At 59.7% G+C, this 21,465-nt stretch carries 14 protein-coding genes and 1 pseudogene; 2 read left to right on the top strand and 13 right to left on the bottom strand.

Annotated elements, in window-relative coordinates:
• Positions 1–7: 7 nt before the first annotated feature.
• From PLH32_06585 to PLH32_06550, 8 genes are all read right to left on the bottom strand, one after another.
• Entirely contained in the window at positions 8–1,015 is a 1,008-nt protein-coding gene (locus PLH32_06585) for an SDR family NAD(P)-dependent oxidoreductase (protein HQJ64262.1), read from the bottom strand.
• Positions 1,005–2,075 carry a glycosyltransferase gene (locus PLH32_06580; GenBank protein HQJ64261.1) on the bottom strand — a complete coding sequence of 357 codons (1,071 nt, stop codon included), beginning with the start codon at positions 2,073–2,075 and terminating at the stop codon, positions 1,005–1,007. The genes PLH32_06585 and PLH32_06580 overlap by 11 nt, the downstream gene beginning before the upstream one ends.
• Entirely contained in the window at positions 2,072–3,046 is a 975-nt protein-coding gene (locus PLH32_06575) for a glycosyltransferase family 2 protein (protein ID HQJ64260.1), read from the bottom strand. Before PLH32_06575 ends, PLH32_06580 begins: the two co-directional genes overlap by 4 nt.
• Before the next feature lie 3 nt (positions 3,047–3,049).
• Entirely contained in the window at positions 3,050–4,051 is a 1,002-nt protein-coding gene (locus PLH32_06570) for a glycosyltransferase (GenBank protein HQJ64259.1), read from the bottom strand.
• 43 nt (positions 4,052–4,094) lie between these two features.
• Positions 4,095–5,054 carry a glycosyltransferase family 2 protein gene (locus PLH32_06565; protein ID HQJ64258.1) on the bottom strand — a complete coding sequence of 320 codons (960 nt, stop codon included), beginning with the start codon at positions 5,052–5,054 and terminating at the stop codon, positions 4,095–4,097.
• Positions 5,041–5,586, bottom strand: coding sequence for a metal-dependent hydrolase (locus PLH32_06560; protein HQJ64257.1), 546 nt, complete (start codon positions 5,584–5,586; stop codon positions 5,041–5,043). Before PLH32_06560 ends, PLH32_06565 begins: the two co-directional genes overlap by 14 nt.
• Positions 5,587–6,183: 597 nt before the next feature.
• A complete protein-coding gene (locus PLH32_06555) occupies positions 6,184–7,776 on the bottom strand; it encodes a glycoside hydrolase (GenBank protein ID HQJ64256.1) in 1,593 nt (530 codons plus the stop codon).
• A gap of 448 nt (positions 7,777–8,224) precedes the next feature.
• Positions 8,225–9,145, bottom strand: a complete 921-nt coding sequence (locus tag PLH32_06550; GenBank protein HQJ64255.1) for an alpha/beta hydrolase — start codon at positions 9,143–9,145, stop codon at positions 8,225–8,227.
• A gap of 330 nt (positions 9,146–9,475) precedes the next feature.
• On the opposite strand from PLH32_06550, the gene PLH32_06545 reads away from it, so the two are divergent.
• Positions 9,476–11,113, top strand: a complete 1,638-nt coding sequence (locus tag PLH32_06545) for a right-handed parallel beta-helix repeat-containing protein (GenBank protein ID HQJ64254.1) — start codon at positions 9,476–9,478, stop codon at positions 11,111–11,113.
• A 123-nt stretch (positions 11,114–11,236) separates the two neighbouring features.
• Here PLH32_06545 and PLH32_06540 read toward each other — a convergent pair.
• From PLH32_06540 to PLH32_06520, 5 genes and pseudogenes are all read right to left on the bottom strand, one after another.
• Positions 11,237–11,602 (bottom strand): annotated as a pseudogene (locus PLH32_06540) (DUF2867 domain-containing protein).
• 285 nt (positions 11,603–11,887) lie between these two features.
• Positions 11,888–12,235: a DUF2200 domain-containing protein gene (locus PLH32_06535; GenBank protein HQJ64253.1), complete on the bottom strand. Its 348-nt coding sequence runs from the start codon at positions 12,233–12,235 to the stop codon at positions 11,888–11,890.
• Positions 12,236–12,264: 29 nt separating this feature from the next.
• Complete coding sequence (locus PLH32_06530) at positions 12,265–12,492, bottom strand: hypothetical protein (protein ID HQJ64252.1); 228 nt, start codon at positions 12,490–12,492, stop codon at positions 12,265–12,267.
• A gap of 285 nt (positions 12,493–12,777) precedes the next feature.
• Positions 12,778–12,996: a hypothetical protein gene (locus PLH32_06525; protein HQJ64251.1), complete on the bottom strand. Its 219-nt coding sequence runs from the start codon at positions 12,994–12,996 to the stop codon at positions 12,778–12,780.
• 41 nt (positions 12,997–13,037) lie between these two features.
• On the bottom strand, positions 13,038–16,595 hold the full coding sequence (locus PLH32_06520) for a DUF4038 domain-containing protein (protein ID HQJ64250.1): 3,558 nt from the start codon (positions 16,593–16,595) through the stop codon (positions 13,038–13,040).
• Positions 16,596–16,966: 371 nt separating this feature from the next.
• Here PLH32_06520 and PLH32_06515 point away from each other — a divergent pair, with 371 nt between their 5' ends.
• A complete protein-coding gene (locus tag PLH32_06515; protein HQJ64249.1) occupies positions 16,967–21,400 on the top strand; it encodes an Ig-like domain-containing protein in 4,434 nt (1,477 codons plus the stop codon).
• Positions 21,401–21,465 lie beyond the last annotated feature (65 nt).

The raw sequence follows: 21,465 nt of genomic DNA, 5'->3' as shown, positions 1-21,465 counted from the left end.
CACAGCCTTACTCCCCCTTCTTGATGTACTCGTCATAGCGCTCGCGGTAAAACGCCACGCAGCGCGCTACACCCTCGGCCAGCTCCACCATCGGCCGCCAGCCGGTCGTTGCAGTCATCTTGTCGCAGGAAACCACGAACTTGCGGATGTCGATGCTCTCGCGCTCGGGCGGAAACGGAATGTGCACATAGCGGCCCTGGCCGACGCCGGCGATCACCGCCTTGACCATATCGAGGAACACGGTCTCGATGCCCGAGCCGATCATATAAATCTGCTGGTTGGTCTCCGGCACCAGGGCGGCGCGCACAAAGGCGTCCACCACATCCTCGACGTAAACATAATCCCGTGTCTGCTGTCCGTCACCGTAAACCGTGATGGGTGTATTCTGCATGGCATTGCGTATGAACCAGTTGAGAATGCCATAATAGCCGTGCTGCATTTGGCAGCGCGGCCCATACACGTTATTGAGGCGCAGCGAGACCGCCGTAAAGCCATAGATCTTGCTGTAGAGAAAGAGATATTTCTCCGCGGCAAGCTTGTTAATGCCATAGACATCAGTCGGATGGTCGGGGTGGTTCTCGTCAACCGGGAGATAGATCGGCTCGCCAATCTGGCCACGGCTGCCGGCATAGACCACTCTGGCCGCGGGATGGACCGCGGCCACGGCCCGGCACAGAGCGATGGTGCCGTTGCAATTGATATCGACATCGAGCCAGGGATCGGCCATCGAAATCTCGCGTCCGACCTGGGCAGCAAGATGAAAAATATAGTCCTTCTCCTGGACCAGCTTCTCCAGCAGGGTGTAATCCCGGATATCGCCCTTGACGAACTGGACCTGATCCTTGATCTCCTTGATATTGGCAGGATTCCAGCCGTAAGGATCGAGGCAGGCATCGAGAATGGTCACCGCAGCGCCCTCGTGTACAAGACGATGGGCCAGATTGCTGCCAATGAAACCGAGGCCGCCGGTGATCAGAACCTTTTTTCCGGCCAGTTGGGTGAAATCAACCTTCATGGTTCGTCATTTCCTCGATGAGGGCCGCGAATCCGGCGCCGAGACGCGGCATGGTACAATGTTCCTGAAAAACACGATAACCGCCGGCAGCGAGACGCGCCCGCAATGCCGGATCGGCCTTGAGTTGGAGAATAGCGTCGGCCAGCGCCCGCGGATTGGCGCGATCGACCAGCCAGGCGCTCTCGCCATGGGTCAGCAGCTCCTGCACGGGCTCGTTGCGCGCGGTAATCAGGGGGCGGGCCATGGCGATCGACTCGACCACCTTGTTGGTCGTCACCCGCAGCACCCGGTCGTTGTCACCAAAGATACCCAGGCAGAGGTCCGACCGTGCCATCATGTTCGCCAGCTCGGCGTAAGGGACGGTGTCGTAAAAGCGCACGTTTTCCAGTCCCAATTCTGCGGCCAGAGCACGATCCTCATCGTAGGTGATCCCCCGGCCGACAATCTGAAAGAGGATATCGCGCTCCTCCCGAAGCAGATGGGCCGCCAGGAGGATGTATTTGATGCCATGGAAGGGAGCATACTCGCCGTGGAAATGGACGAGGAACCGTCCTTCCTCGCGCGGCGCCTCTCGCGGGTAGATCTTGGTCTCATCCACCGCCAGAAAGATCCGCCGCATCCGCTCCGGCTTGACCTTGAAAACGTCGCAGAACCAGTCGATATGCGCCTGCGTCTCGAGGACCGTCCGCTCCGCCAGCTTGTAGGTGAGACGGTCGCTGCAACCGTAGAGCCGGGCCCGCAACGAACCCGGTCGTGCCTTGCCGCGGTCGTAGACCATGGTATCCAGGGTGGTGATATACATGTCGAAGAGCAGCGGCTTGCGCGTAAAGAGCCGGATCAAGGGCAGGATGATTTGCCCGTAAAAACCAACGAGGACCAGGTCGCAGTGGCGCGCCAGTCGTATCGCCCGCCAGACCAAGCGCGGATAGTGCCTGAACGAGCGGTTCGGAGGGAAACAGCCAACCACCTCGTAACCCTGTCCGAGCAGAGCATTATAAACGATATGCGTGCGCGAGTAGGAGAGTTCCCGCCCCGCCACAAAGAGGATGCGCGGTCTCACGCCTTCTCACCTGGCTGATCGGTGTGTTGTTCTGCCGTCAGTTCGAGGCGGCGGACGCGATAGAGGGCGCTCTCGATCAGGCGACGGTTGAAGCCGATCAGGTCCGCTACCAGGCCGATGATGAAGACCTGGAAGCCGATCATCAGCAAAACCGCGGCGAGGATCAACGACTGGATGTGGCCGGCGCCGCCGGTGGTGATATAAAGATAGAGAAAACGCAGGCCGATGAGAAAGCCGATTCCGAAAATGGCACCGCCAATGTAGGAGAACATCTTGAGCGGCTCATACATGGTGTAGATGCGCGTGATGGTGGCGATCGAACGTTTGATATAGTTCCAGTTGCCCTTGAATAGGCGCGAGTCACGCAGCTTGGAGTTGGTGCGCACCGGTACATGGCTGACCGCGAGGTTCTTTTTGCCGGCCTGGATGAGGGTCTCAAGGGTGTAGGTAAAACGCGAGAGGACATTCATCTGCAGGGCCGCTTCGCGCGAGAGGGCGCGGAATCCGCTAGTGGCATCCGGAATCTCGGTGGCCGAGACCTGGCGCACGACCCAGCTGCCGAGATTTTGCAGCCGCTTCTTCATCCAGGAAAAATGCACGATGTCGTCGGTCTGGCGGTCGCCGACCACCAGTTCGGCCTGGCCATTGAGGATCGGCTGCACCAGTTGGACGATGTCCGCGCCGTTATACTGGTTATCGGCATCGGTGTTGACGATGATGTCGGCGCCGAGGCGCAACGCCGCATCCAGCCCGGCCATAAAGCCATTGGCGAGCCCCTTGTTCTTGGTCACGCGGACAATATGATGAACGCCGCAACGGCGCGCCACTTCCGCGGTGCCGTCGCTGCTGCCATCGTCGATGATCAGAATCTCGATCTTGTCGATCCCGGCAATCGTGCGCGGCAGTTCAGCCAGGGTGACCGGCAGGGTCTCGGCCTCGTTGAAACAGGGAATTTGAATGATCAGCTTCACGGGTTAGTTGATGATCTCCTCGATGTTGTAATCCTTGATCTCCTTGGCGTGGGTAAAGATGATCATTTCAGCGAGCAGTCCGATTGAAATCATCTGGATGCCGATGATGAAGAGGATCGATCCCAACAGCAGCATCGGCTTGCCGGCAATTCCGCCGAAGCCGAGAATACGGTAGATGAAAAGATAGAGATTGATGGCCGCGCCGGTCAGGGTGAAAAGGGCGCCGATAAAGCCGAGGAAATGCAGCGGTTTTTTCGAATACTTGCTGAGGAAAAGGACACTCACCAGATCGAGGGTACGGCGCAGATAATTCTTTGGATAGAGCGACTGGGCGAAGTGGCCCGGCAGCTGCTCGACCCGGCCTTCCGCGATGCGGTAGCCCTGGCGCTGCGCCAGCACCGGCAGGAAGGCGTTGAGGGTGCCATAGTAGGGGACATGATCGAGCACCTCGCGTCGCAGGGCGAGGACGCCGCTGTTGACATCGTGGAGATGCAGTTTGGTCATGCGGTTGGTCAGGGCATTGAAGGCGCGCGAGACGATCCGGTTGAGCCCCGAGTCGCGCCGGGGATGGCGGACGCCGATCACCACGTCCTCCCCGGCCTCGATCAGGCTGAGCAGATCGAGCGCGTCGGCGGGCTTGATGCGCACCCGGCAGGTGAAATAGAGCAGCACCGCCCCGGTGGCGATTTGCACCCCGGCGTCCAGGGCCGAAGCCTCACCAAAGGAGGAGCGCAACCGCGCCACCTTGACCTGCGGGTTGGCGCGGCTGATCCGGAGCAGCTCGGTCCAGGTGCCGTCGGTGCTGCCGTCATCGACGTAGATCAGCTCGTGCGGCTGCGGCCGGCCGGTCAGAGCGGCAAGGATTTCCTCATGCAGTCCGGCGATCTCATCGCGGTTGTTGTGGGTCAGAACGATGACCGAAAAAAGCGCCGGCCCGGTGCCCTGCGGACGCTGCCCGCTCGCTGCGCTCTCGATCCGGTTCTGTCCACTTGCTGGCATGGTCATTGAAGGCCTATCCTGATAAGAGTTTGGCACTGAAAAGTACGGCTTATTGCCCGATTTGCAGAAAAGTTTTGCGCGTTCCGGTGTTGACAATCAGCTTGCCGATCAGCCCGAAAAAAAGGAATTGCGCTGCGGCCGTCCAGAAGACCACCGTCAGGGTGAGCAGGATGTTCATCTCCGCCAGCGCAGAACCGCGCACCAGCACCGCGTAGAGCAGAGACACCAGGCTGACGATGCCGCAAACGACAAAGAAGAACATCAAGGCCGAAAAGAAGACCAGAGGATTGACCAGGTACTTCATCAGCAGGCGGATGCTGGTCAGATCCATCACCACCCGGAAGGTGCGGCTGAGATTGTACTTCGAGGTGCCGAAGCGGCGCGGATGGTGGCGCACCGGCAGCTCGGTAATCTCCGCCCCCTCGATGCGCATCAGGGCCGGAATGAAGCGGTGCAGCTCGCCGTAGAGCGCGATGCGGCGCAGCATCTCGCCACGGAAGGCCTTGAGCGAGCAGCCGGTGTCGTGCAGCCGGACATCGGTGAGCGAACAGATCAGCTTGTTGGCAATTTTTGAGGGCACCTTGCGCAGGACGAGCTTGTCCTTGCGGTGCTTGCGCCAGCCGCTTACCACATCATAGCCCTCGTCCATCTTTTCGAGCAGGCTGGGGATATCGAGCGGATCGTTCTGGAGGTCGCCATCCATGGCAACGACGATTTCGCCGCGCGTGGCGGCAAAGCCGGCGGCCATGGCCGCGGACTGGCCAAAATTGGCTCGGAAAAGAATGACCCGCAGCTGCGGATGCCCGGCGGCCAGGCGGCGTAGGATCTCGCGCGTGCCATCGCGGCTTCCGTCATCGACCAGGATCACCTCCCAGGGCTTGCCGATCCCCGCCATCACCGGCTCGATCGCCTGCCAGAGCCGCTCGACACTCTCGACCTCGTTGTAGATCGGCACGACGAGAGAGAGATAGGGCGTCTCGGTTTGATCCGGTTGCTTATAGGCGTTCATAGCACTTTCTCAGTCGATTGCAGAGATACCACAGGCCCCAAAAGAGGAACATCACCAAGAGTTCGATGCTGATCGTATGCAGATTATGGATGTTGAACAAGCTCGGTAAAAAGGAGGACGCCTCGCCGCTACGGTGCACATCGGAGAAAATTTGCATCGGCGAGATCAGATAACCGCTCCAGAAAGGCCAGAACAGCGGTGCGCCGAAGGGCGCGGTCGTGTCTTTGGCGAGGAGATCCAGGCCGAGATGGAGCACGCCCGCGGCGATCAGGAGGGGAGCGTAGCGTCCCTTCTCCCTGAGTATCCGGCTGCCGCACCATCCAGCGGCCGCAACGAAAATCAGGGAATGGGTGGCCTGATGGTGCCAGGTGTTGGCATTGCCTGCCAGGAGCAACCCTAAGGCCAGATCAATATCCGGCAGCAGGGCGAACACCATCACCGCCGTCGCCAGGAGCGTTTGGTGTCGCCAGGAACGCCCGCCGGCCTGAAAGAGCAAGACACCGGCGGCCATATGTCCGATCGGGGTCGGCATCCTTTTCCCTTCTCCCTCCACCCCACACCTGTTTCTCGGGCCCACCCGGCTGGTGCCACTCCGGCACCCTCTCGGTCCCACCCGGCTTCTCGCTCCCCTATAGCGCGGCCGTCGCGCACCGGCAGCGCTCATTCACTACAAGGTAGCGTCAAGAAGCAGCAATTGCCGAAACAAATGAACCGGCCGGGCCGGATAAAAAAAATGCCCTGTGCGACCCGAGAAAGGATGACCAGGGCCAACAGGTGCCATTCCGCGGGTTTGATCCTGCAAAAATATAGGTAAATAATTAATTATTTACAAATCCATTTTTAGCGGATCCGCGGGACACGGTACGCACCAGTCCGGAACAGGGCGCAAGGACTGCAGAAAATTCGCTTGCTTCTTGCTTTAAGTAGGCCGTTCGGGGCCCTTCCGTCAAGGAACAGCTGGGGGTTTTCCGCAACTATCCAGGAAGCCGCTTTTTCGAGGGAGAGATCACCGAATACTCCTTCGTCTCCCTTCCCGGACAGGCAGAAACCATCACCTTCACCTCCGCGTCGACCTTGCTCATGACGGAGAAGAGGTGCGGCCGGCAGGCGATACCGGCCACGCTTCGTATCAGTTCCCTCGGATCAGCCTGACCAGAAACACATCATTTTCGCGAAGTTCTACTTCCGTGACAAAAGGAGTGCCGGCCTTCACTTCGACCAGCTCGTTCGCCACCGGCGCGCCATCGCTTAGTCGCTTGATCTGCTCCACCTGTTTCGGCGTGAGCTGGGCGGGCTTGCCCATAGCCAGATAAATGGCATAGGCATCATTGACGCGATAGCCCACCTGGGAGATTTCCAGCCTGTAGAGGCCGGCGGCAATCCCCGCGACCGAAATCTTGACCTTGCCCTTGGCTTTGGCCGGGAGATCACGGATGTAGTACTCCTGGTTGTTCACCGTATCACCGGGATGGGTGTTGGTGAAATCCCAGAGCAGCACCTGGACATTGCCTGTTTCATCCTTACAGGCCCAGGAGCACGAATCGGTGTTGACCAGCTCCAGATTTCCGAGCTGATTGAGGAACCTAAAGGCGAAAAAAGCCGGCTTGCTGATGCCCTGGTAATTGAGCAAGCCGAAGCCGCCGTGGAAGGGAGTGAAACGGGGCCCAGCTTCCTCAAAGATATCCGTAAAGACCCAATACGACATCGAGTTCGCCGCATCGCCCACCTGCTTGAGTTTTTCCAGCACATACGCCGCTTCGTGATAGCTGTCATGGATGGGATCGGCCGGGGTGTAGGAAGCGCTCCATTCCGTATAATGCAACTCCAGATGGGGCATGGCCGAGGCGGCGATCTCCCGGCGTGAGCGGAGCACATCCCCGCTGACGCTCAGGGGATTTTTATCGAGAACCGTCCCGGCATTCCCGAATTCATCGAGGTACCCTTGCTTGACCCCATACGCGTGCGTGCTGATAAAATCCAGTGTCAGCTGATTCTTGGCGCAAAAATCGATCATCTCCGGCACCCAGGCCGCGCCGGCCGTGGCGGGACCCCCCACGCGATAGGCTGCATCCACGCTCTTGATGGCCTGGACGGTGTGCCGGTATAACCGGAAATACTCCGCCTGGGTTCCGGTCCAAAAGGCATTGAGGTTGGGCTCGTTCCAAACCTCGAAATACCAGCTCCGCACTTCATCCGCGCCATAGCGTTCGGTGAAATGGAGGACGAGACGGCGGATCAGCTCCTCCCATCGCTGAAAATCCCGGGGAGGCGTGACGTTGCCGTGCCACCAAAAAAGGGTCTGCTTGCCGCTCGCCAGGGCCTCCGGCATGAATCCCAGTTCGACAAAAGGCTTCATGCCGATGCTGAGTATATAATCGTAGAGAAGGTCGATGTACTGAAAGTTGTACTCCGGATTGCCCCGGCGGTCCTCGCGGTACACACCCATATCGTCCGTCAACAGGCCGTGCATACGGATATACCGGAAGCCGCATTCTCGCTTTACGTAGGCCAGCTGCTGCTGCCAGTCGGCCCGCAGTCCTTCATTGGCCCGCCCGGCGCCGATGCATTCCCGGAACATGGGATTGAAGCGGCCCTTCACCGCGTTAAAATCAAGTGCGATCACCCGCTCCGGCACAGCGGCCCGTATGGAGGTCTTGCGCTCGGCTGCGCTCGGCTGCAACAACAGGCCGAAGATGAGAAGGATCAGCAAGCGGCTTTTCATGGGTACTCCTTTTCCTGGCAGATTTATCATGCAAAGGCTATCTCATCGATCACTTTATGGAATTCGGCGATCCCGGGGCAGCAACCTGCCGCAGAAGCCGGGTCCGTTAAGAGGGACCGTTTGTACGCCGCGCGTAAGGCGGTCAGCCTCTACACCGGATCCTATCCCATCCAGAATCCTTTGCGATGCGATACGCCAAGCACCTTCCTGCAGTCGGGGCAAAAATAGATATATCTTTTGCCGAAGAAGCTTTCCAGTTCCCGGCACCATATTTTAAGGAGTTCTTTACCACAATGGGGGCAAATGGGGAACACATCCTCTCTCTCTTCGACGGGGAGCATGGCTGGATCCTCCTTGATTTAGGCGTACAGGCTTTATTTCTTGCGGGATGGGTCGGGGTTTTGCGATCGACCCGTCCCGGACGGTAAGGCCACTTCAGGCGGCGCGTTCAAGCCTTGGCATGGCTTCTTACAAACTCGCAAATCTCTGCCATCGCTTGCCTGGCTTCGGGAAACAGCGGGGAGAGCAGCGGAAAAGCATGGACCATCCGCGGCCATTGGGTCAGGGTTACCTCCACCCCCTGGGCCTGGGCTTTCTGAGCCACATGGACACAATCATCCAGATGAATTTCATGCGTCCCGACACAAATAAGCAGCGGGGGAAGCCCCGCATAGTCGCCAAACAAGGGGGAGAGGAGCGGCAGGGTAGGATCGTTTTCACCAATATAGAGCTGAGTCCATAAATCCCATGACCCCATAGGCGCTATATCATTATGTGCATTATACTTGAAAGAGTCCGCCAGGCATCTGAGGTCGGTGACAGGCGAGATGGCAAACGCCGCTTTCGGCAAGCCTATCCCCCGCTCCTTTAATGCCAGGAGGAGAGAAAGCGTCAGTGTGCCGCCAGCGGATTCGCCGCCGACCAGGATATCCTGAGGCTGGTATCCTTCCTTCAAAAGCCACTGATAAGCGGCAACACAGTCGTCGAGCGCGGCCGGGAAAGGATGCTCCGGTGCGAGCCGGTAATCAAAGACCAAAGAGTTTAATTGAGATCCCGATGCGAATTTGGCGACATGCATCCGGTGTGTTTGGCATGAACCGGAAATAAATCCGCCGCCATGCAGATACAGGAGCACCTTCCCCGCAGCAGGATGCTCAGGAAGGATCCATTCAGCGGTCATGGTGTTGATGTTTTCCTTTTTGGCAGTGACATCTTTCGGCAGCTTCAGCTTGGCCGTCGAACGGTCCACTTCATCCCGGAATTTTGCCACTGAAAAATTGGAGTCAACCACTTCGGGTTTCAATTTCAGCTTCAACAAATGCCTGTTTTTAATAAGCCAGATAAAGAGTCTGCTGCGAATGCTTTGCATGGATGCTCTTCCTTTCATACCGGTGTCCTGATCTGATGAATCCCTGCCCTCTTTCTCCTTCCTCTGCCTGGACGGTCAGCCGCTACGACGGAAACCATCGACCCGGGGTTCGGTTATCGGTCCATCCTGCCCTGGTTAATATAGGGGATTGCCAGGTTGCGGTCAAGCACTTTGTGGCAAGACCGATGCCGGTCAGGATTGACCGGCGATTTGACATTGCGGCGAGAGCGTCGATGATCTCATGAAATAAAAGATAGATCAAGGCCGTTATCGTTTGAAACTGCCCCGTGATTCCATCCTTTGCATGTTTTCCGGGAAGGAGTAAAATCGATGCGAGGTCATGCTCTTAACCATCTGTGGATAGTCCTGGCAGCGGGCTGTCTTTTCTGGATGACCCGTGGTTATACGGCAACCTATACTGTGCTCAATACCCTGGATGCCGGCGCCGGCTCGCTGCGTCAAGCCATGCTGGATGCCAACAGCCATTCCGGCCCCGACACCATTGTTTTCAATATTCCCAAGACCGGATGGCTGTTCAACGGTTCCTGCTGGTTCGTTGAACCGGATACACCTCTTCCCCAGATCACCGATGATGGCACGGTGATAGACGGTGACAGCCAGGCCCGGCATCAGGGGGACACCAACAGCGACGGACCCGAAGTGGTGGTCAGTGGATATCATGGCCAATCGTCGGGATGGCGCTGGTCGGGTCTTATCATTTTGTCGGCGAATAATCTGATCAAAGGATTGAGTATCAGCTCCTGGACACAGAATGCCCTCTGGATCAGCGGTGCGGCTGCTCATCACAACCGCATCGTCGGCAATTACATCGGCCTCAATTTCAGCGGACTGGATACCCTCTCCTCACCCAATACGACGGGCATCTATGTGGACAATCAGGCGCGATACAATGTGATCGGCGGTTCCACAGCCGAAGAGCGGAATGTCGTTTCCGGCAACCGTTTCGCGGGCATCTACTTTTTTCAGGCGGATAGCAACCGCGTGACCGGCAACTATATCGGCACCGATCGCACCGGTTTGGGAGCGCTCGGCAATCGCGATTGCGGCATCGATCTCTGGGGAAGCAAGGGGAACACCATCGGCGGGCCGGCACCGGGTGAAGGGAATCTCATTTCTGGAAACCTCAATTACGGGATCGCGATCTATACCGCCTCGTCGAGCGGGAACTGGATCACTGGGAACCGGATAGGCACCAATTACACGGGGAGCTGGGGGCTGGCGGATCAGCGGGTGGGCATTTATATCGAAGCCGGCTCGAAGAATCGTATTGGACCGGACAATCTCATCAAGCACCACCGGTTCGCCGGAGTCTTTGTTCTTGGCGCACAAGCCCTCGGCAATACGATCACGCGCAATACGATTTCGGATAACGCGGGAAAGGGTATTTATCTGGCGGACGGGGCCAACAACAATCAGGCGCCACCGCTTACCAGCCTCACCCCGGATGGGGCGCAGGGAACAACACTCCCTAACGCCGTGGTTGAGATTTTTTCGGATCCGGCCGATGAAGGTCTGACCTTTGAGGGCTCAACCCTCGCCGGCCCCGACGGCGCTTTTTCCTGGACGGGCCGCTGCACCGGTCCCCACGTCACCGCCACCGCCACCGATGCGCAGGGAAGCACCTCCCCATTCAGTCAGCCGGTTAATATCACCAAAGTTGCCGATAACCGGCAAGTCCAGCCATCAGCCTTTTGGCTGGAGCAGAATTATCCCAATCCGTTCAATGCGGCAACCACCCTTCGTTTTACTCTCGCCGATCGTTTGCCCGTGACCCTTCAAGTGCTCGATCTGCAAGGACGGGTGGTGGCTTCACTGGTGCGACAAACCATGACTGCCGGTAATCACGCTCTCGTTTTCGATGCTACCGAACTCGCAACCGGCGTTTATCTCTGCCGCCTGCAGGCCGGAACACTATCGACAACACGTCGGATGATCCTGGTAAAATAGCCGGAGCGGAGAAAGAACCTGGCCGTAACCCGTCAGCCGGGGCAGCCATTCCAGAGCAGTTCCGGTCACTGCCGTCGGGTCCGGTTGCGAAGTACCGGATATTGCAGGGCTGCAGGATAGCCCTCAAGCTGCCAATCCGGCCCCTTTCTGCGCCTCATTGACGATGCCGCGCAACATGCCAGTAAATACCAGTTGGCGCACGGGGTACAGCGCAAACCAATAGAGGCGGCCGAAACATCCTATCGGGTCGAAGACGGCCGTTTGCTGGATCATGGTCTCAAAGCCCTATGCAAGGACCTCGAATTCAAGCCAGGCGCGTCCCGGCAGCCATTTTTCTTCGGCCAGGCGCAGGCGGCGATCGGGTTCCAGGGCCTCAACCCGCCAGAAATCGACGGCATCGCCAACGTGAAGTATCCGTGGATGCGGCCGTCCTCGGCGCATGCCGATCCCGCCCACCAGCAAATCCATAAATCCCGGCGATCGCCACAGCCAATTCCAGACGTACCATCCGCGATCGCCACCAACACAGCCCGTCCAAAGTTGCGCGCCGCCAGCCGATCGGTCTCGACGAAGGAGCCGTATGAACCCATCGAGTGCACGAGGTAAAAGGCCGACTCTACCCCTTGCAACGCGCGATCAAGTATTGCGCGATCGAGGAGGTCACCGGCGACTACCTCGGTGGCGGAACTGGGCGCACGCCTTACTGCTTGCGGCCGACTCCATCAAGGCATTATTAACGCCGTGATGGCTGCAATTTGAGGGCGCCCGGAGTCACTACCGCAAGATTTTCTCCATCTTCTTTCCTTGAGCGAGCTCGTCAATCAGCTTGTCCAGGTAGCGAATTTTTTGCATCAGCGGATCTGCAATTTCCTCCACACGAACGCCGCAGACGACACCCTTGATGAGCGCACAGTTCGGATGAAGGGCCGGGGCTTGAGTAAAAAAGGTTGCGAGGTCATTTTCCCGTTCGATTTGCCACTGCAATCCGGCCTGGTCGTAACCCGTCAGCCAGCAAATAATCTGGTCCACCTCTGCTTTCGTGCGATTTTTACGCTCCGCTTTTGCGATGTACAGAGTATACACCCTCGCAAATTTCATTGCAAAAACCTGATGCGTAGACATGGTGGTTTCTCCCGTAAGTTGGGTCCATTTCAAGCTGCCCGGTTGAACAGGTCCATGCCTCGCAAAACGAGAGGCTTGTTCGCGTCAGCCATAAACAACCTTTCCTTCCTCGCTGAAAACGGATGCCATACCACTTTGCGGTAGAACGGCAGCCGGATGGGATAGGCTTCCATCCATCTTTGGTGCACCAGTGTGTCAGCGATAAAATCGGGCATGGCATGGAGAGGACGTCTGAGTCGCGAAAACGATCCGCTCATGCTGGGTTCCTCTACAGGTCAGAAAACCATTTTCCATGTAAAACATAGATTTACGCCGATTTCTTCCCCCACGCGGGTCCTGACGGACAATAATCAGGGTGAGGGATAATCGTGGGTTGGCACCGGCCGGGTGTGTACACGAGTTCGCGGACGAGCGCGCGGCGCGTGGGCGCGAGAGCGAGCGGCCGGGAGGGACCGCGGGTGAGCAGCCAGGCAAGCGCGAGAACGAGCGGCGGGTGGGCGGCCGGGCCAGGTGGCCGGCCGCCGGGCACGAGTCTTCTTCGGTCAGAGCACCGACAGGGCAAAGGTGACAAATGCGAGCACCAGCGCTGCAATGGCTATCGCCAGAGACCTGGTCTCGACTGAGAGCAGCGCACGCTGGCTGCGCTCATCGAGAATCTGCCCCGCAAGGATAAAATTGCGATGATCCGGCGGAAACTGGAGCTGAAAATCGAAGAGCTCCGCATCGTCCTTCTTGGCTAATTGTTCATACGTATAATCCATACGCGTTCCTGCCTTCTGCGACGGACAGCCCCCCATGGAGGCTATTCGGCAAAATCAAATCCGATCGGAACCGAGGGCGGCGTCGCATCGATGACGCTGCCCTCGCTCTTTTTCACCAGGACCAGATACATCGAGGTCTTGCTGGTCCCTTCATTGCCGCCCAGTACCACCTCACCGGCGGGAAAGGTACGGCTGTAAAGATGGAGCGGTGAATCGTCGGTGGTGATGATCTCCGCCCCGGTGTCGCTCCATCCGTCCAACCAGGCGGGGCGCGTGCTTACGCCGTTGTCGTAAGCGACCAACACGGTCGCCGCCAAATTGGTCCGGAATGAAAGCCAGTGGGCATCGCTGCGCTCCTTGTCATCGTTCTCGGTCATGATCCAGGTGAAGCCATGGCAGATTGCAGGGACCGAGACGAGCTTCAGGTCGCGGTCGGTGTAATAGGCGCTGCTAACACCGAGCTGCGCCAGCCGGTACGTCGCCGGGCTGAGCTCGGTGAGCTGAAGGGTCGCTTCAAAGCGATAACTCAAGCTTTGGCTTACTATGGTGTTTGGAAGCCGGGCAAGGTCCTTGACCCCCGAGACTGCCAGGGTGTAGGCCGTCCCGGCGCTGTGGGCTGCGGTGGTCAGGGTGACCTGGGTGCCGTCGGCGGAAAGCAGAGCGGCGAGGACTGCCACCGCCGGGCTGACGGTATAGTTGGTGACGGACTGGGCCGAGGCGCTCTCGACCTTTTCATCGAAGGCGATTGTAAGCTGGGTCGCCGAGACGACCGTCACTGTGGTGACCCGGGGCGCCTGGGTGTCGCCGGTGGTGGAGATCGTCAACTCAGCGGCTTTGCTCTTGTTGCCGGCGTCATCGAGGCTGCAGACCGTATAACGGTACGAGGTGGATTCCTCCAACCCTTGATCGGTGAAGGTCGCCGCGGTCACGGTGGTCAACTGCGCTCCATCGCGGAAGATCACGTAGCCGCTGGCGCTGTCGCCATCGGAGGCGGCCGAAGGGGCGCTCCAGGACAGGGTGATGCTGTGCATCGTCCGGTTGCTGCCCAGGAGCCCGCTGGGGGGATTGGGCGGAATGTCATCCGCGCGCAAGCCCGCGCCGATATGGAGCGCCCAGTCGCCGCTGAAGGGCGGTGTGAGGGTCTGCTTTCCGCCTCCGGTCACGGTGCCGGCGGATTGGCTGACCCCGGCGCGGGGATCGAGCCATTCGACCGGCAAGGTTCCGCTCACCTTGGTCAGGTCGATGGTAACCGGTCCGCCATTACGGTTGTAGGCGAGATACTCGACTCCCGGCTTGGCGAGCAGCTGGCCCGCGCTGGTCCACTCGGGATGGGGCTCCATTTCGGCAATGGGGAGGCGATCCATGAGCTTGTTGAGAAACTCGACCCAGCGCTGCTCCTCGGGCAGTGCCGCCGGATCGTAGCCCCCCTTGTCCGGGGCATAGGTTGTGAAGAAACCATTGGTATAGTATCCGCCTGTGGTGACGATCTCCCATAGACCAAAGCGGCTGGCGGCATTATCCTGGTCGGGATACATGTAGCCGAGTTCGGCGTTGACCACCGGCTTGTTGTAGACCCGGTCGCGCTGGATGTCGCGTGCGTGATAGGGAGTCTGCTGCATCACCACATCCATCCAACTGCTCGCACCGAACTCGGCACTGCTGGTGCGGCCGGTCGGATGGAGGGTGATAGGATGGTCATAGGGATCATACTTTTTCACCAGTGCCCCCCAGTCCGCGAACTCGCTGGTGGGACGGCTGTAATCCGTGGGGATCTCATTGTACTCGCCGCAAAGCACCCAGATGACATTTTTGGCAGCAAACCGGGCGACCAGGTAGCGGAGGTATTTCTCCCACTGATCCGACGAGAAATTGACATACTCTTGCGCCCAGGAGAAGAGGATGACCGGAACGATCCCCTTGCTCAGGGCATAGTCGATGCGTTTGTCGATCCAGTGAAAATAGCCGGGATTGAGCTGGTCGTAATCCTTGACTTCGCCCTCTTCGGCAAAGCAGGTTCCGCCCTCGTTCTTCCAGAACCCAAGGCCGTTGATATAGCTGTTTACGATCGACTGCATGGCGGTGTAACCCTGGGCACTACGGAGGTCGATGATCTCCTTCCAGCGGCCGTCATAGGGCAGCAGCGAGGTGAAACCGCGCCAGCTGGTGTCGCCCTTCCAGAGCCAGGCGGTTCCATCGTCATACATGAAGGTATAGGGCCGCGAAGGATTGGTGCGGATGAAACCGTGTGACATCGAGGAGACACAGGTGAAGGTGCCGCTGCGGCTGAGGGCGGGCGAGGAGCCGCTTATCTGATAGCTCCAGGAGCCCGTCTCGGTCGGGGCCATGCGTACCTTCCAGATATCCTCTCCATCCCAAAAGCCCTCGATCTCGATGGTCTTGCTCGGCCCCTTGAAAATGCCTTTGAGGCGGACATCGCGATAGGGCCGGGTGCCGCCGATGCCGGGGGCTTTGATGGTCACTTCGAAGGGCTCATAGCGGCCGACCTCTGTGAGCTGCTCGCCGCGGGTGGTGAAGGTGGCGTTGAAGGGCGCCGTCAGGGCCAGACCGGCCTTGTCCCTCGCGGTCGCGGCCACCTTGACGGTATAGGTGGTATTAGCCTGCATCAGAGCGCTGTGCTCCCAGGCCAGAGCCGAACCGATCCACCGGAACGAGCCGGCAACAGCCGGCGTAATGCTGAAGGCAGTCTGGGTCGCGCTTTCGTCCATCGGCTCGCTGAAATAGACCAGGATGTCCGCATCGGGGGCGACGGCACCGCTGCCGGAGGCGGGCTCAATCCCCTTCACCATCGGCGGCGTCTCGTCTATGTAACGGTAAAACTTAAAATCGGTATAGGTCAGCCCGTTCGGGGAGGCATACCCGCCGCTGCGGCTGTTAAGCCCGGAGCCGAGACGCAGGACGTGGTCCGGCGGAGCGTATTCAACCCCGAAACTGGAATAGTCCCAATCCTTGATCTGGACTCCGTCGAGGTACCAGGTCATATGGCCGCTGCCCCAGACCAGGCGGTGTTGGTAGACATGCGCCTTCTCCCATTCGAAGGGGCCGACCGGCGGATCCTCGAAGGCATGCGGATCATCCTCATACCCGCCGTTGAAGGCGGCGACGTTGAGACGCAGTTTCATCCGCTTCCACTTGAAGAGATCGCCCGCGGTGTAGCCATAGATATGCATGACGGTCTTGTAGGGATTATGCCACTGGACCGAGCCGTACCAGCTGTTGTCGTCATCCCGATCGTACATGCCGAAGAGGGTATAATGGACGTTGTCAGAACCCGGGACGGCCTTGCCGTCGCGGTCGTACCCGACGTTGGGAAAGACCTCGTTGGAGGCGAAGATGCCCTTTACCTTGAACTGCACCTCGCCGGCGGCGCAGGTCGGGATCTTGTATTCGATATAATCGAATGCGGTCTGGGTGATCCATCCCGCCGCGGTAAGCTTGCCGCCGCGCTGGGACCCCTTGGTCGCGCCGGCCAGGGGATCATCGATTTCGAGAACCATGGAGACGGGCTGGGCGGCCGCCGCCGTGATCCCGATCAGCCCATAGAGAATTAGAATACCATGCCTGATGCTGCGTAACGCCATGTCGATACCTCCCGTTCCATGCCGGAGTGCCGGTTCATTGAATTCGTCCTTTCCACTTCCCCGGCGACTCTCCCTGCAAAGAACGGGCCAGTTTTTGGCACATTGATTTAATGGAGGTTATCGCCTCCAGAGTTCGGCCCGGTTACAATAATGAAAACGGGCAATTGCATTTTTGAGCCACCTGGTGCAACGGATTGCGCGCTCTTCATGTCATGCAGTCGGATTCCTGTTCACAGCCACACCTTTCCCAGCCTGCAAAGACCTTTGCAGCTTTCCGCGAACAGCGGGTTCGGCCCGTATAGATTGAACAGCTATCCTTATGGTTCTCTTCCTTTTGCGGGATGATCTTCTCTCCTTCTCCGGAGCATAACATGCGTAATCTCTCAATGTTGCTGATCCTCCTCCTTGCGGGAACTGCGCTGACGCAAACCATCCCGCAGCACAAGCGCCTGCTCTACTCGGACAGCCTCACCAGCGGCACGTCCACCCGGATGGGCCTGCTGACCAACAAGGGGGGTGAGTTCTTACCCGGCCGCGGCTGGAAGGCTTCGACGCAAAACAGCCAGTTGATCATCACTTTACCGGCCAGTCTGCCATCCGAAGGGACCTTTGTCATCAACGTCACCAACTTCGACCCGGTCACGCAGAACGTCGATGCCAAGCAGAACATCCTCAGCATGGCCTCGCACCTGGAAATGTATTTATCGCCGCAATACGACACGGGTTCGTGGTGGCTCTACCGCACCGGCACCGGCTATTCCGACGGTCCGGGCATGGCGGGGTTCCGCATCGATTACGCCAGCCGGGGGGTGGACACCCGCAGCGACGGCCGGGCGATGCAGAGCGCAACCTGGAGCTACAAGCGAACCTATGAATTCAAAGTGGTTTGGCAAGCCAGCTGGATCAGTTTTTACGTCGACGGCAACCTGATCATGGATCCCAAGATCAGCGGCACGGGCTGGTCCGGCCAGAATCAGTTTTTCCGCTACATTTTTATCGGCCGCGACAGCAAAGGCTATCCCGGCCAGCCGGGGCCAATCTGGTTCAATGCGCGCGTCTACGTGCCGGGTCCCGCCCTGGCGGTGAGCAAACTCTCGGGCGACAGCCAGAGCGCCTACACCGGGGCCGCTCTCGCCGCGCCCTTGGTGGTCAAGGTCGCTGATCTTGACGGCAATGCCCAGGCAGGCATCCCCGTCACTTTTTCCTTCATCCAGGGCGTTGGGCAGATCGTTGAGCCGCAGCCGGTGCAGAGCGACGCCTCCGGCCTCGCTGTTGTCCATGTCCGTCTGGGATCAGCGGCCGGAAGTTATGCCCTGCAGGCGGCCGTGGAGGGAGCGGCGCAATCGCCCGTCGCCTTTACGGCCACCGCGACGCTGCCGACCATCGGATTGCGCAAGGTGAACGGGGACCATCAAAGCGGTAATGCCGGAAGCCTGCTTTCCACCAGTCTGATCGTCGAAGCGGTCAACAAGGAGGGATCCCCTGTCGCCAACGAGCCGGTGGTCTTGCAGACGCTTGACGGCGGGGCTGTGAACGGTCAGGGGTCCATAACCCTGACTACGAACACGGCCGGCAGAATCAGTGCCAACTGGACCCTGGGGCCGACTGTCGGGATCCAGCGGCTGCGCGCCATCCATGGAGATTCGCTGGTCGAGTTCACCGCCAACGCCACCGCATCATTCAACCGCAGCCTGCGGCTCGTCAGCGGCGGTGGGCAAAATGGAACCCCCGGACAGCGCCTCCCCGCCCCCATCATCGTCCAGGTCCGCGATGAATTCAATAATCCGGTTGCCGGTCAAAGCATCCTCTTCTCCGTCACGGCCGGCAATGGCCTCCTCGAAGGACAATCCTCGCGCAGCCTCCTGACCGATGCGGAGGGCAAGGCAATGGCTCAGTGGAGCATGGGACCCTATCACGGCGTCGCGCAGCAGCTCCAGATCTTCGGCATGGTCAACGGTCTGCCCATGACGGGCTCTCCCCTCATCGTGGAGGCCGGGCTCGGTGCCGCGCCGGACAGCGCACACTCATCCCTCAGTGCCACAACCCCCGTCCTAGCCAACGGCAGTGAAGTCTCGAACATTACCGTCACCCTGCGAGACGCCGCTGGCCAGCCGCTCATCGGCTATCCCGTCCGCCTCGCAGCCAGCGGCACAGGGAACAGACTGACTGTGGCTGACTCGCTGACCGACTCAGCCGGCCAGGTCACGGCGGGACTGACCAGCACGACAGCTGGCAGCAAAAGCCTCTTTGCGCGCGTGCCGGGCGCTGAACTGCTGATGACCACCACCGTCGTATTCAATCCGCTCCCGCAGACCGCCGCGATCATCCAGATGGTCTCCGGCAACGATCAGACCGGTACAGCCGGCTCTCTCCTGCCTGAAGAACTAGTGGTCAAGGTGATGGACAACCAGGGCGGAGCGGTCATCGCCTATCCCGTCGAGTTCTCCGTCGTATCGGGAGCTGCGATGATCTCCGGGGAATCCTCGCTTACGGTTCTTACCGACGCCCAGGGGCTGGCGCGCGCAGCCCTCACCTTGGGAACGACCGCGGGCACGATCAGCGTGACCGCCCGGACGGCACCGCTGACCACCCTGGTCCCGTTCACAGCCAGGTCCATCAGCGGTGCAGCCTACCGGATGACCGCGCAGAGCGGCTTCGCCCAGAGCGGTGCACCCGGCAAAACGCTGCCCAGCCCGATTGTCGCCTCCGTATGCGACAGCTTCGGCAATCCGGTTGCCGGTTATGCCGTGCTGTTCAGAGTCGTCTCGGGTGGAGGCACTCTCGCTGGCGCGAGCGAGCAGGTGGTGATCAGCGATGCCGCGGGGAACGCCTCTGCCTTCTGGACCCTGGGCCGCTATCTCGGCGCCCTCAACCAGTTGGTGATCAGCGGCACCAATAGCGAGAGCGCCCTGGCGGGGGCTCCCCTGCTCATGGAGATGGCCCAGCCGGTACTGCCGGAAATCACCCTGAGCACGGTTTCTGCCACAACGCCGGTGATCGCCGATGGCAGTGCCTGGTCGGATATCACCGTCGAACTGCGCGATTCCGCCTCACGCCCGCTGGCGGGATACACGGTTGATATCACCGCCAGCGGCGCCCATAATTTCATCAGCCTGTCCGACTCGCTCAGTGATCGCGACGGACAGGTTCGGGCCAAGCTCCGCAGCACCACTGCCGAATTGAAAGTCGTCAACGCGCTCATCAAGGGCGCCGACTTTTCCCTGGCCGATACCGCCCAAGTGCGCTTCCAGCCCCCGGCTCTTCTCGACCAACTGCTCTATGTTTCGGGCGACGACCAGACCGGACGCATCAGCTCACCCTTGCCGCTGCCGCTGGTGGTTCGTGTCCTCGACCACAATAAGCAACCCAAGGGTGGCGTGGTTGTGGAACTGGCCATCACCACCGGCGGCGGACTGGTAAACCGCAAGGCGGCATGCAGCGTCTTTTCGGATACCGCCGGCTATTGCCAGGTCCTCTGGAGCGTGGGGCCGGTGGCCGGGCGCCACAACAATATCCTGACGGCCCGCATTCGCGGACTGGAACAGACCACCCTGACCTTCAAGGCCTCCGCTGCAGCCAGCCAACCGGCGCAGTGGGCTATTGTCAGCGGCAACCAGCAGAGCGGTGTCGTCGGCCGTCCTCTGGCTGCCCCTTTCCGCATCCAGCTGGGCGACGCCAATGGCAATCCCATCGCCGACCAGGCGGTACTCTTCAAGGTGACCGAAGGCGATGCCCATTTCTCCGGATCGCCGGAATTCGCCACCCGGAGCGATGCCGCCGGCCTCGCCTCCGCCCTGCTGTCGCTGGGGCAACAGGCGACCACCAGCGTAATCCAGGTTTATGCCGGTGATGCCCCATTGCCCCCCCTACTCTTCACGGTCACGGCGGCTCCGGACGCACCTGCGGCACTGGTCAAGGTGAGCCCCGACAGCCAGCGGGTTGCACTTCCCGGCTCGAGAGGGGTGGAGCTGACCATCCGGCTGACCGACCGCTATGGCAATCCGGTTTCTGGAGAACAGGTGAGCATCACCGCACCGGACGGCGGCCATGTGCTTTCGCAGCCCATACTGGTCACCAATGGCCGGGGCGAGGCGCTTTTTCAGGTCCGTCCGGCTGATTCTCCCGGTCTTTGTCATTTCAGCTGCCAAACCGCCGGCGGCATCGCCAGCCTCTGGTCGCTCATCGGCTATCTTCAGGAGAGCAACCGGGCACCGCTCCTCGCCGGCTACTCGCCCGCCGATACGGCGCTGACCCTGGTCGCTCCCGGGACCTCCCTGACCTTCGGATTCGACACCGTGCTGGATCCCGACGGTGATCCCCTCTTCTTCGAGTGGCGCGTCAACGACGTTACCGTGGAACACCAGCAGACCCTCACCCTGGTCGTCAATCCCACGCTCGCACCCAGTGCGGACGGGATTTTTACCGTCACCGGCAGCGTCAGCGACGGTAAGCTCGCCACCGAGGTCCGCTGGCATTTTATCCTCAATCGGACCGGGGTCGCGGAAGCCTCTTCAGGAGCGCTGCCGCAGTACATTGAACTCGGACAGAACTATCCCAATCCCTTCAATGCGTCAACGACCTTCACGCTGGCGCTTCCCGTACGGCAGTACGCTGCGCTGCGGATCTTCAGTCTCAGCGGCGAACTGGTGCAAACCCTCGTCGATGGCGAGCTGGCGGCGGGCGTATACCGTTTGGTCTGGGAAGGACGGAACCAAAAAGGAGAGGTGGTGCCTTCGGGAGTTTACTACGGGGTGATGCAAGCCGGGGGGATCAGGCAAACCAGAAAGATTGCTTTGATGCGGTAGCGGCGGAAGGCCAAAAGCAGGCGCCGCGGATCTCTGGATGGAGCCCCGCGGCGCTGAAAGAGAGC

It is taken from the genome of bacterium, assembly GCA_035419245.1.
Classification (GTDB): domain Bacteria; phylum Zhuqueibacterota; class Zhuqueibacteria; order Residuimicrobiales; family Residuimicrobiaceae; genus JAKPUX01.
This window is presented reverse-complemented; position numbering and strand designations above follow the sequence as displayed.